The 13,243-nt window shown below is 43.5% G+C and carries 9 protein-coding genes; 5 read left to right on the forward strand and 4 right to left on the reverse strand.

Annotated elements, in window-relative coordinates; all coding sequences use genetic code 11:
* Positions 1-151: 151 nt before the first annotated feature.
* On the reverse strand, positions 152-2,353 hold the full coding sequence (gene priA / locus OCU56_RS00735) for a primosomal protein N' (RefSeq protein WP_261873706.1): 2,202 nt from the start codon (positions 2,351-2,353) through the stop codon (positions 152-154).
* A gap of 298 nt (positions 2,354-2,651) precedes the next feature.
* On the opposite strand from priA, the gene rpmE reads away from it, so the two are divergent.
* Both rpmE and OCU56_RS00745 read left to right on the forward strand, forming a co-directional pair.
* Complete coding sequence (gene rpmE / locus OCU56_RS00740; protein WP_261873707.1) at positions 2,652-2,870, forward strand: 50S ribosomal protein L31; 219 nt, start codon at positions 2,652-2,654, stop codon at positions 2,868-2,870.
* A gap of 194 nt (positions 2,871-3,064) precedes the next feature.
* Positions 3,065-4,330, forward strand: coding sequence for a malic enzyme-like NAD(P)-binding protein (locus tag OCU56_RS00745; RefSeq protein ID WP_261873708.1), 1,266 nt, complete (start codon positions 3,065-3,067; stop codon positions 4,328-4,330).
* Between the two features lie 94 nt (positions 4,331-4,424).
* Here the strand turns inward: OCU56_RS00745 and metJ are convergent, their stop codons facing one another.
* Positions 4,425-4,742 carry a met regulon transcriptional regulator MetJ gene (gene metJ, locus OCU56_RS00750; protein ID WP_261873709.1) on the reverse strand — a complete coding sequence of 106 codons (318 nt, stop codon included), beginning with the start codon at positions 4,740-4,742 and terminating at the stop codon, positions 4,425-4,427.
* A 185-nt stretch (positions 4,743-4,927) separates the two neighbouring features.
* Between metJ and OCU56_RS00755 the strand changes: the two genes are divergently transcribed.
* The 3 genes from OCU56_RS00755 to metF all read left to right on the forward strand — a co-directional run bounded on the left by OCU56_RS00755 (position 4,928) and on the right by metF (position 9,576).
* Positions 4,928-6,091 carry an O-succinylhomoserine (thiol)-lyase gene (locus OCU56_RS00755; RefSeq protein ID WP_261873710.1) on the forward strand — a complete coding sequence of 388 codons (1,164 nt, stop codon included), beginning with the start codon at positions 4,928-4,930 and terminating at the stop codon, positions 6,089-6,091.
* Positions 6,092-6,093: 2 nt separating this feature from the next.
* Positions 6,094-8,502, forward strand: coding sequence for a bifunctional aspartate kinase/homoserine dehydrogenase II (locus tag OCU56_RS00760; protein ID WP_261873711.1), 2,409 nt, complete (start codon positions 6,094-6,096; stop codon positions 8,500-8,502).
* Between the two features lie 186 nt (positions 8,503-8,688).
* On the forward strand, positions 8,689-9,576 hold the full coding sequence (metF, locus tag OCU56_RS00765; RefSeq protein WP_261873712.1) for a methylenetetrahydrofolate reductase: 888 nt from the start codon (positions 8,689-8,691) through the stop codon (positions 9,574-9,576).
* 122 nt (positions 9,577-9,698) lie between these two features.
* Here metF and OCU56_RS00770 read toward each other — a convergent pair whose 3' ends face one another.
* Positions 9,699-10,229, reverse strand: coding sequence for a PadR family transcriptional regulator (locus OCU56_RS00770; protein ID WP_261873713.1), 531 nt, complete (start codon positions 10,227-10,229; stop codon positions 9,699-9,701).
* Positions 10,230-10,608: 379 nt separating this feature from the next.
* Positions 10,609-13,239, reverse strand: a complete 2,631-nt coding sequence (gene ppc / locus OCU56_RS00775; RefSeq protein ID WP_261873714.1) for a phosphoenolpyruvate carboxylase — start codon at positions 13,237-13,239, stop codon at positions 10,609-10,611.
* Positions 13,240-13,243 lie beyond the last annotated feature (4 nt).

Here is a 13,243-nt window from a genome sequence, read left to right on the forward strand (position 1 = left end):
CAATCCTTGAAGCAAACTGGTTTCAAACATTCAGCTCTAATTGCGAATGAGAAATAAGTGTAAACAGTTTTATCCGCATAGTTTACGGTGAAAGTAGCAAAACAGGACAACTTTTCGCGATCGTTGTCACACTTATGCATATGCAACTGATTTAGCTTAAATCTTGAGGCTCTACATCTATGTTCCAGCGTACTTTTTTGGCGTTAGGGAGCATTTCTATGACGGGTTTGGCGCTCATTAATAACTTCTGCATCGTGGAGCGTAATTGGCATTGCAAAATGAGTTGCCAACGAGACTTACCGGCTCTTTTCGCCATAGGCGCAGGTGTTGGGCCTAGCACCCAGCACTGCTGGTCAAATAGTGGGTGAGTCTCTAATGTTTGCCTTACTTGTCTTAAAAAATCCTCCGCAAGCTGTGAGTGATTAGATTCTGCACGGAATAACGATAGGCTCGCATAAGGAGGAAGTTGCGCGACTTTTCGTTCCAACAACGCATTATGGGCAAACTCGGGGTAACCTTTATGCAGTAAGGCTTGTAATAATGAATGTTCAGGGTGATGAGTTTGCAATACAACATGCCCTGGTTTACTGGCTCTGCCCGCCCGCCCTGCGACTTGAATAAACAGTTGCGCCAGTTTCTCTGAAGCTCTGAAATCACTACTATATAAAGATGAGTCCACATCCAACAAGGCAACTAAAGTAACGTCGGGAAAGTGGTGTCCTTTTGCCAGCATTTGTGTGCCAATAAGAATTTGATATTCACCATTACGAATGGATTGTAAAGCCGCTTCAAGGCTCCCCTTACGACGAGTGTTGTCTCTGTCAATACGTATGGTTTTAAACTCAGGAAATAGATCATCTAAATGCGTTTCTAGCTGCTCTGTACCCACACCAACAGTGACTAAGTGAGTGGAGCCACAACTTTGGCACTGATGCACGACAGGCTTTTGCGAGCCGCAGTGGTGGCAACGCATCTCACTGCTGCCTTGATGGAAGGTATAGTAAGCATCACAGCGGTGACATTCGGCAATCCAGCCACATTCATGGCACATCATTGCCGGAGAAAATCCACGACGATTTAAAAACAGCATCACTTGATTGCCTTGTTGCAAATGTTTGCGCATTTGTGCAATTAAGGGGGCGCTGAGTCCGCTTTCTAAATACAAGCCTTTCACGTCAATGACGCTGTTTTTTGCCGGTAGAGCCCCGCCGGCCCGTTCGGTTAGCTTGAGATGCAGATATTTTCCACAGAGAGCGTTATTGAGAGTTTCTAATGACGGTGTGGCAGAGCCAAGTACGATGGGGATCGCTTCAGAATGGGCTCTCATGATGGCCATGTCACGGGCGTGATAGCGCAAGCTATCTTGTTGTTTATAAGACGAGTCATGCTCTTCGTCGACTATGATGATACCGAGATCAGCAAAAGGAGTCAGTAGAGCGGATCGTGTGCCGATAACAATGCCACACTCTTTGTTTTTTGCTTCTAACCAAGCATTTAAGCGCTCAGTATCGTTTAAAGCTGAATGAATAGTCGCTATAGGCACATTAAAGCGGCGTTTAAAGCGATTGATGGTTTGTGGCGTTAAGCCAATTTCAGGAACCAGCACTAAAGCTTGTTTGCCTTGATTAACAATGGCTTCAATTAATTGCAGGTATACCTCTGTTTTGCCTGATCCCGTGACGCCATCGAGTAGGGCACACTCATAACCTTCTACATGATTAACGGTAACCACAGCCAGCATCTGCTCGTGATTAAGCTCTCGTTTATCTTGGGCATTGACGCGTACCTCTTGCCACTGATTATTAATCTCAACCACTTCAGAGGAGGTTATCCACTGTTTTTGCTCTAGGGTTTTGAGGACAGAGCTGGGTATCTCAAGATTGAGCAGTTCATTATGCGACAAACTGCCATCTTGTAATGCATGCATTACTTTTGCTTGTTGCACCGCGCGGCCAAAACCTTGCATGAGCTGATCGCGCCCTTGGTGAGTAATAGTCCAAGATTTTTGTGCTTGTTTTTGAGCGGGTTTGCCTTTTCGTAGGGCCCCAGGCATAGCACCATTTAAGGTATCACCGAGTGGGTGTTGATAAAAACGGCTGCTCCAATAAATTAATTTATACAGTTTTTCTGGCCAAATAGGTTCGAAATCCAAGACGGAGTTCAATGGCTTCAGTTTATTGATATCGTATTCTGATTGATGAGTAAGAGCGGTAATGACCCCTAATAGTTTTTTAGGCCCAAATGGCACCCACACGCGAACACCAACAACGGGGAAGAGGTGGGACGGAATAGTATATTCAAACTCTTTATCCAGAGGGACAGGTAAAGCAACTCTGGCAATGGTTGGTCGCATGGGATCTCTTTGAAGTTTTCATAATCAAAATTGGCAGTCATGATAATACTAGAAAAAAGCCGATAAAATTACGATAAATGAACCTAGCTCGGCTCTATAAGGTCCTCTTTATTAATAGGGCAAGATAGGCGCAGAAAAAAGTGGCGAAAAAAGGGACAAATGTGTTGATCATACTAGACGAATTCATTACTATACTGCGCCTTGAAGATACTGAATTAATCGGTGTCACTGTTAGAAACTACGTGTGGTGTTCAGCATAGAACTGGATAGCGACACGGCCTATAAATGAGGTTTTCCCATGAAAGCAGGTATCCATCCTGAGTACAAATCTGTTACTGCAAATTGTTCTTGTGGCAACACTTTTGAGTTCAACTCAACTCTAGCTAAAGAATCTATCCACCTAGACGTATGTGACAAATGTCACCCGTTCTACACTGGTAAGCAACGTATCGTTGATACTGGCGGCCGTGTAGATCGCTTTAACAAGCGTTTCGGTGCTCTTTCTTCTAAGAAATAATCTTAGTAGCAAAGAAATAAAAAAGGTCGCTTAGGCGGCCTTTTTTGATCTTACCAGTATCTCACTGGCTAGATTGAGCTAATATTTACTACAATTCCAGTACAGAACCTTAATCACCGTGTAGCACATTCCTCTACTTTTATTTACACTTACCTCTCTTTATTATCTTGCTACTTTTTAAGGAATTCTTTTCCATGTCAGATGACCAAGTTATCAACGATTTTCGTCAACAAGCCCTCGATTACCACGAGTTTCCTAAACCAGGAAAGATTGCTGTCGAACTCACCACTCCTGCTGATACTGTTCATGACCTTGCTTTAGCATACAGCCCTGGCGTTGCAGAACCTGTTCGTGAAATTGCACAGAATGTTGATAACGTTTACCGGTACACCGGCAAAGGAAACACAGTGGCTGTTATTTCTAATGGCACAGCGATATTAGGTTTGGGTAACTTAGGGCCTATGGCATCGAAACCCGTCATGGAAGGCAAGGCATTATTATTTAAACGTTTTGCTGGGTTAGATTCTATCGACATTGAAGTTAAGCATCGTACCATTGATGAGTTTGTTGATACTGTGGCGGCTATTGCTGACACATTTGGTGGTATTAACCTCGAAGATATTAAAGCTCCGGATTGTTTTGAAATTGAACGTCGCTTGATCGAGCGCTGTGATGTTCCGGTATTTCATGATGACCAACATGGCACCGCAATCGTCACGGCAGCAGGAATGCTCAATGCCATTGAGCTACAAGGTAAACAATTGTGTGATTCTACCATTGTCTGTTTAGGGGCAGGGGCGGCAGCGGTTGCTTGTATGGAGTTATTGATCAAATGTGGTGCTCAACGCGAAAAGATTTACATGCTTGACCGTAAAGGGGTGATACACACACGCCGTGATGACTTAAATGAATATAAACAGCTATTTGCTAACAACACAGATAAACGCACTTTAGAAGATGTTATCGAAGGTGCCGATCTGTTTCTTGGGGTATCTGGCCCAGACTTATTGGCTGCAGAAGCATTAGCATTAATGAGCGATAAGCCGGTTGTATTTGCTTGTTCTAACCCAGATCCGGAAATAAAGCCTGAACTAGCTCATCAGGTACGTACTGATCTTATTATGGGTACTGGGCGTTCTGATTACCCAAATCAGGTCAATAACGTCCTATGTTTCCCGTTTATTTTCCGTGGGGCCTTAGATGTGAGAGCCAGTGAAATCAATATAGAAATGAAATTGGCCGCAGTAGAAGCCATTCGCCAGTTGGTAAAAGAGCCAGTGCCTGACGAAGTATTGGCAGCTGCAGGAGTGGACTCATTAGAGTTTGGTAAGGGATATATTATACCGAAGCCGATGGATCCACGTTTATTACCGCGTGTAGCGAGAGCCGTCGCCGAAGCGGCTGTGCAGTCTGGTGTCGCACGAATAGATCTTCCTGAAGGATATATGCAAGAGAAGTAGCTTTTTGTATATATAGACAAAAAGGGGATGAGAGTGATTTAACTCTCATCCCCTTTTTTATGTTTATCGTTGGCTGGGTAACGGCCAAAATTGATTAATCATCGAATACTTCGAGCTCAATGCCCAAATCAGACATGATTTTTTTTGCTTCTACAGGGATCTCATCCGGACAGTCTTTTCTTAAGTCTTCATCCGTTGGTAGCGGTTGACCTGTATAAGCATGTAGGAATGCTTCACAAAGTAATTCGCTATTGGTTGCATGGCGCAAGTTATTTACCTGACGGCGTGTACGTTCATCCGTAAGAATTTTAAGAACTTTAAGCGGAATAGACACAGTGATCTTTTTTACTTGAGTGCTTTTTTTACCGTGTTCAGCATATGGGCTGATGTATTCGCCATTCCAGTCTGCCATTGGGAACCTTTATTGCTTAATATATAAGAGTTAATAACTAATTCTAGCGATGTTTACTGCTATATGTAAAGGCATTTAGACGTCTAGATGTGTTGATGTCTTAATCTGATCGGGGTAGGCTATAAGCAGATTAATTTGATTGGCATCCAATACCAACCACCATTGTCAAAGGAAAAGACCAGAAGATGAGCAGTAAACATAAGTCATCGACGATCGCCGTCCGCACCGGTATCGAGTCCGACACTCAATATCATGCTGTTGTTCCCCCTATTTATCTGTCCACTAACTATGGCTTCCCTTCTTTCGGAGATGTACCGCAGTATGATTATACCCGTTCAGGGAATCCTAATAGAGGATTGCTTGAAACGGCACTGTATGAGTTAGAGTCCGGTAAAGGTGCTGTCATAACTAACTGTGGAACGTCAGCACTGAATTTATGGGTATCGGCGTTCTTAGGTTCCGATGACCTGATTATTGCCCCTCATGATTGCTATGGTGGTACTTATCGCCTTTTTAATACCCGAGCACAGAAAGGGGATTTTAAGGTTGAGTTTATTGATCAATCAGATGAAGTGGCATTGGCAAAAGCCATCGCGAAAAAACCGAAATTGATTCTTATTGAAACACCATCTAACCCGTTAGTACGAGTGGTTGATATTCAAAAAGTATGTGCACAAGCGACCGAGGTTGGGGCGCTAGTGGCCGTAGATAACACATTCTTGACGCCCATCTTCCAAAAGCCATTAGAGCTTGGGGCGGACTTTGTTATTCACTCAACCACGAAATACATTAATGGCCATTCGGATGTCATTGGTGGGGTGGTCATTACCAAAACAGAGCAGCATGCGGAAGAATTAGCGTGGTGGGGAAATTGCATTGGCGCTACGGGAACCCCTTTTGATAGTTATTTAACGCTTAGAGGGTTGCGTACTTTAGGTGTACGCATGCGTGCCCATGAAGAGAGTTCCCAACAAATATTGACCTATCTTCAGTCACAAAAACGGGTTAAGAAAATTTATCACCCAAGCTTACCAGAGCATCCTGGGCATGATATTGCCCAGCGTCAGCAATCAGGCTTTGGTAGTATGTTGAGTTTTGAACTTGAGGGTACTATGGAGCAGTTAAAGGAATTTGTTGGTGCCTTAAAACTGTTTTCATTAGCAGAATCATTGGGGGGTGTTGAAAGCTTGATTTGCCACCCAGCTACCATGACGCATAGAGCCATGGGCGAAGAAGCTCTAGCGCAAGCCGGAATTTCTCACCAGTTATTACGTTTATCTGTGGGATTAGAAGACTCAAGTGATTTAATTGATGATCTTGTTCAAGCATTTGATTTAATAGAGGAATAATAATGGCTAACCAAAAGCAATTACATAAGTTTGGCGGTAGTAGCCTTGCCAGTGCTGAGTGTTTTGATCGCGTCGTAAACATCTTATCTGAGTACTCCAATGTGGGTGACTTAGTGATTGTTTCAGCAGCCGGTTCTACGACGAACAACTTATTACGCTGGCTTGAGGCTTTGGAAAAAGATGGACGCATTGCCCATGAAATATTGCTTGAATTGCGTAGTTATCAGAATCAATTAATTATTGAACTGCTTCCATCAGAAAAAGCACAAAAACTACAAGACGTATTGAACGATGAATTTACAGCCTTAAGCGCTTTAAATGCTCCATTAACGGAAGCACAAAAATCATCCGTGCTTGGTCATGGTGAAGTATGGTCTTCACGTCTTCTCGCCGCGTTACTTAGTGAGCGTGATATGGCGAGTGTGGCTATCGACTCTCGTGATTTCTTACGTGCGGAAATCGGTACTCAGCCAGAAATTGACCGAGCTCTATCTTGGCCATTGGCAAAGTCCATCGTTGCTCAGCATCCACATCAACGCTTGGTTATCACTGGGTTTATGGCGCAAAACCAACAAGGGGAAACCGTGCTGTTGGGTCGTAATGGCTCGGACTACTCAGCAACGATTGTAGGTGCCTTGGCCGAAGTGGCTAAAGTCACTATCTGGAGTGATGTAGCTGGGGTATATAGCGCCGACCCAAGAATTGTGGGCGATGCTTGTCTATTGCCTTTGTTGCGTTTAGATGAAGCAAGTGAATTGGCTCGCTTAGCCGCTCCTGTATTGCACAGCCGTACTTTACAACCGGTGGCGCAGAGCACAATGGATATGGAGCTTCGTTGTAGCCATCAACCGGAGTCGGGCTCTACTCGCATTGAGCGTGTATTGGCCTCAGGCCGAGGTGCAAAAATAGTGACGTCTCTTGATGAGGTCAACCTGATTGAACTTACCTTAGGTAGTGGTCATGACTTTGAGCGCTTAGAGCCACAAGTACTGGCGTTATTAAATAAAGCGCAATTGGCACCACTGGCCTATGAAACGCAATCAGATAACGATTGTTTACGCTTGGCCTACACCAGCGAATTATTAGCTGGTGCCTTAGAGTGCATTGAAGCATCGCCTCTAGACATCAATGTAACGGTAAAATCTGGATTATCGTTAATTGCAGCTGTGGGTGCAGGTGTAACCAACAATGCCAATCATTGCTTTGGTTTTTATCAAACACTGAAAAAAGTTTCTGTGGAATTCATGTTTGAAACAGACTCTGAACTTAGCTTAATTGCCGTAGTAAAAACCACTGAGATGCCTCATTTACTGGATCGATTACACAAACAGCTTTTCCAAGCACAAAAGCGCGTGGGAATTGTATTGTGTGGTAAAGGGAACATTGGTTCAAATTGGATTGAATTATTTGCCAAGCAAAAAAGTGAGCTAGAAAAGCGCAGAGGTATGAGTTTTAACCTTATTGCTGTTGTCGCCAGTGATCGTTATTGGTTTGATGAGAAGGGGATTGATCCTAACTTAGTGAGCGATCGTTTTGCTGATGAAGCGGTCACTGCTGATCAAGACTGGCTGGCACTAATTAGACGACAATCCAGTTATGACGAAATCGTTGTGCTGGATGTGACGGCTAGTCAAGTGGTCTCTGACCGGTATTTAGAGTTTGCAGAACATGGCATGCATCTTATCTCTGCAAATAAATTAGCCGGTTCTGCGCCAAGTGAGTCTTATCACCAAGTACAGGATGTGTTTGCTAAAACAGGACGTCATTGGCTATATAACGCCACCGTAGGTGCTGGATTACCCGTCAACCATACTGTGCGTGACTTGCGCGAGAGCGGTGATGAAATTGTGGCTATCTCTGGTATTTTTTCGGGAACCTTATCATGGCTATTCCAACAATATGATGGGTCAATTCCATTTAGTGAGTTGGTCGATCTTGCATGGCAACAAGGTTTGACAGAGCCGGATCCAAGATCGGATCTGGATGGCACGGATGTGATGCGAAAATTAGTGATTTTAGCGCGTGAATCGGGATTAGATCTTGAGCCTGAAAGTGTCAAAGTAGAGTCGCTAGTGCCAGAAAGTCTACTAAAATTATCAGTGGATGATTTCTTCCATCAAGCACCGGTATTAAATGATGCGTTACAGGAGCGTCTCAATAAGGCTCAAAGCCAAGGTAAGGTTTTACGCTATGTTGCACGCCTTTCTAAAGAGGGCGCAGCGACAGTAGGTGTAGAGGCGCTAGAAGAGCACCATGCACTGGCAAATCTCCTTCCTTGTGACAATATTTTTGCCATTGAAAGTAAATGGTACAAAGATAACCCGCTAGTGATTCGTGGCCCTGGGGCGGGGCGTGAGGTCACAGCAGGGGCGTTGCAATCCGATCTGAACCGCTTATCTGGCTTGCTATAACGCAGAAGAAGCCTTCAATTATCTTTGATGACTGAAGGCTTCTTAACATCTTTTTCCTAAACTTTGTAAGAATTTTTGTTGACATCACCGTCATATATTTACATTATTTAGACATGTAGACGTCTAAACGTTCATTCTAGTGAGCGTTCACGGTTCTAAATTTTGCAAGGCACAGGGAGAAAATACATGGGATACACACACGCGAGCCACATTGATGCATTAAATCAAAATATAGCTGAGCTCTCAGACAACATTAATGTCTCATTTGAATTTTTCCCGCCAAGCAGTGAAAAAATGGAGGAGACTCTTTGGAACTCGGTGCATCGTCTTAAAACATTACAGCCTAAATTTGTTTCTGTAACTTATGGAGCAAACTCGGGCGAACGTGACCGCACTCACTCCATTATTAAAGAGATAAAAAACCAGACAGGCTTAGTGGCCGCCCCCCATCTAACGTGTATTGATGCCTCTCGTGACGAACTGTTTAATATTGCAGAAGATTACTGGAGAAACGGCATAAAAAGCATCGTAGCTCTACGTGGTGATATTCCCGAAAATGGGGGTAAACCGGAAATGTATGCGTCTGATTTGGTTGAATTACTCAAATCGCGTCATGATTTTGATATTTCTGTGGCGGCTTTTCCTGAAGTTCATCCAGAGGCAAAATCGGCTCAAGCGGATCTACTTAATCTCAAGCGTAAAGTAGATGCAGGGGCAAGCCGAGCGATCACCCAGTTTTTCTTTGATGTTGAAAGTTACCTTAGATTTAGAGACCGTTGTGTAGCAACGGGAATTGATGTGGAAATAGTGCCTGGTATCTTGCCTGTATCCAATTTTAAACAAGCGTCTCGTTTTGCTGCGATGAATCAGGTAAAAGTGCCTGGGTGGATGGCTCAGCAATTTGAAGGGCTGGATGATGATCCAACGACACGTCAGTTGGTTGGTGCTAGCCAAGCTATTGATATGGTACGTACTTTAAGTCGTGAAGGGGTGAAGGATTTTCATTTTTACACATTGAATCGTGCTGAAATGACTTATGCGCTATGTCATACCCTAGGGGTTCGACCTCGATAAGCGGGGCGAAAAATATCGGGAACGGTATTGAAAAGTAAGCGACAGAGCAATTAGAGAAACCCATCAAGAGAATAAAAACAAAGGACCTAGAGCATAAAGTGCTAGGTCCTTTTGTTTTTTGATTAAGCAATCTCGCCCAATACTTCTGTAGCCCATTCATTCCAAGCTTCGCGAGTAAGAAGGTTACGACGTAGGGTTAGTCGTTCAATCTTTTCTTTGTGGCTCAGTATGCGAGTATCAGAGTAATGTGTGCTCTCGATTTCTTTATAAAACTGAACCAGCTTTATGGAGTCATTAAGTGCAAGTTGCAATTGGTCAGAAAACCCCTCAGCAGATTGGACTTCACATGCATAAAGTTTCGCTGCAAATTCATCTCTCACTGTTGGGTGAGAAATAGGTTGTTCAAACCACTTAGATAGTGCCTCACGGCCTAGCTCTGTAATAGAGTAAATCTTTTTGTCTGGTTTTCCTGACTGAGGTTGCAACTTACAAGTTACTAATTCATTTGAAGCCAGTTTATTTAGTTCACGATAAACTTGCTGGTGGCTTGCTTTCCAGAAATAACCAATACTATAAGAAAACTCTTTTGTAATGTCGTAACCGGTAGCATCTTTTGTGCTTAGTACGGTTAATATAACGTGTGGTAATGACATGTTGTTCTTCCAAATATACTGCATATAAAAAACAACGCACTGTTCAGATTATTTATATATTCATCTTTGAATAGTGCGAGTCACTCAAGAAATTCAAGAGTGCATGTATTACCTTTTAAGCCATTCTCACCTGAGAAAATTGATTTTATTATGTGCAATAGACAGGATATGTTAGGTCTCTTTAAGTTTCCGTTGAAACCTAATATACCTTACCTATAAGCTCTTAGTTTACTATGATTTTTTTGCGTTAGATTAACGAAATATAAGTATTACAAAAACATGTTTACAGCTTCTAGTCTCATATCGTATAGGAAACGATAAATAAAAAAAAAGCCCTAACTCAATGAGTTAGGGCTTGATAGTCGATAATAACTGGGTATTAGCCAGTATTACGCATACCAGCGGCAATACCTGCAATCGTAATCATGAGCGCTTCTTCAAGATCAGGATTATTCTGCTCGGCTTGACGAGTACGTTTAAGAAGTTCCACTTGAAGCATATTCAATGGATCAACGTAAATGTTGCGTAAACGAATAGACTCAAGTCCCCACGGGTCACTTTGCATCAAGTTTTCGTTATTCTCTACTTTCAATACAGCTTGAATATCTTTTTGTAGCTGTTCACGTAGATTCTCACCGAGGCGCCATAGTGATGGATCCGTTAGTTTCTCATCGTAAAGTTTAGAAATATCCATGCTGCACTTGTAGTACACCATCTCTAACATGCCGAGGCGTGTAGAGAAAAATGGCCATTCACGACACATTTCTTCAAGTAGCTCTAAGTGGCCTTCATCAATAGAGTATTGAATCGCTTCACCGGCACCTAACCACGCAGGAAGTACTAGACGGTTTTGGCTCCAAGAGAAAATCCATGGAATAGCACGTAAGCTTTCTACTCCGCCTTTAGGGTTACGTTTTGATGGTCGAGAACCTAAAGGAAGTTTACCTAATTCAAGTTCAGGGGTTGCAGCGCGGAAGTAAGAAACAAAGCCTTCTTCACCACGAACCACGTTACGATAAGACTCACATGAAACCTGAGAAAGCACTTCCATAAGGTCACGCCATTCTTGCTTAGGTTCCGGTGGTGGTAGAAGGTTCGCTTCTAAAATCGCACTAGCGTATAGGTTTAAGCTGTTCACCGCGACTTGAGGAAGACCCAGTTTAAAGCGAATCATTTCACCTTGCTCAGTTACGCGTAATCCGCCTTGTAAGCTCTTAGGTGGCTGTGATAACAGAGCCGCATGAGCTGGCGCACCACCGCGACCGATAGTACCACCACGGCCGTGGAATAGAGTGAGGTCAATACCTTGCTCTTCACATACTTTAACGAGTTTATCCATAGCGTCGTATTGCGCCCAGCCTGCTGACATTACGCCGGCATCTTTCGCTGAGTCAGAGTAGCCAATCATGACCATCTGTTCGCCTTGAATGAATCCGCGGTACCAGTCGATACTAAATAACTGCTGCATAACGGATTCTGAGTTGTTTAAATCTTCTAGAGTTTCAAACAATGGACAAACACCGAGACGGAATTTACAGCCCGCTTCGCGAAGTAATAGATGCACAGCAAGGACATCGGAGGCGGTGCGAGCCATTGAAATGACATAAGAGCCAAAGGCTTCTCTTGGATGCTCAGCAACGGTTTTGCAGGTATCAATAATCTCTTTTACTGTCGCCGACGGTTCCCAATTATGAGGAATAAGAGGACGGTTCGAGCTGAGTTCTTTCACTAGGAATGCGATTTTGTCTTGCTCGTTCCATTGGTTATAGTCGCCTAAACCTAAGAAGCGAGTGACTTCTGACAATGCATTAGAATGCTCAGTACTTTCTTGGCGAATGTCTATGCGTACAAGGTGCGCGCCGAAACATTTGATACGGCGTAGCGTATCGAGCAATGAACCTTCTGCAATCACGCCCATGCCACACTCGTGTAAAGAGGTGTAGAGAGTGTGTAGAGGGTTCCACAGTTGATCGGCCGTTTCTAAAATTGGCAGATTTGGCACTGCGTCACCAGCCAATTTTGCACTAATAACATTTCGAGTATCTTTTAGTAGCTTACGCAACTCTTTAAGGATACCGCGATAAGGTTCATGGTTATCACCCGCCAGATCACGAACCGCTTGGTTACACTCGGTCATGGATAGCTCAGTAATCAGCTCTTCAATATCTGAATGATAAAGGTCAGCCGCTTTCCAGCGAGACAACCAAAGCACTTCTTGAGTGATATCGTGTGTTACAAATGGGTTACCGTCTCGGTCACCGCCCATCCAAGAAGAGAAGTGCACAGGACGAGCATCAATTGGTAAGCGTTCATCAAGGTGTGTAGACACGCGTTCATCCAGTTCACGAAGGAACTCAGGAACGGCTTCCCAAAGAGAGTTTTCTACAACAGCAAAGCCAGATTTTGCTTCGTCAAGAGGGGTAGGGCGTTGCTGACGGATAACATCAGAGTGCCAGCTTTGCGCAATTAACTGCTCTAAGCGGCGTTCTGTTTTAGTGCGTTCAGAATGACCAAGATCGCTCAATTCTAGTTTTGATAAACAATCATTTATCTTCACTAGTTTGTTGATCATTGTGCGGCGTGTAATTTCTGTTGGGTGCGCAGTAAGAACCAGTTCAATATTGAGGTTCTTAATTGCTGCAGAGGCTTCGGCTTTGGAAATGTCTTTAGAGCTTAGTTTGCTAAACAGAGTTTGTAGAACGTCTGGTTCACATACGTGATCTTCACAGTGACGAGAAATCGTATGGTATTGATCGGCAATATTAGTTAGGTTTAAAAACTGGTTAAATGCACGAGCGACAGGGATAAACTGATCATCAGGCAGATTTTCAATCTCATTGATGAGCGCTTCTCTATCTTCTTGATGGCCGCTACGAGCCGATTTAGATAATTTACGAAGGGTCTCAACTTTATTGAGTATGTCCTCTCCGTGGGCATCTTTAATTGTTCTGCCTAGTAGATTACCCAGCATCTTAACGTTACTGGTGAGTGCAGAATATTTTTTATTCATTTCA

This window comes from Vibrio rarus (assembly GCF_024347075.1).
Classification (GTDB): domain Bacteria; phylum Pseudomonadota; class Gammaproteobacteria; order Enterobacterales; family Vibrionaceae; genus Vibrio; species Vibrio rarus.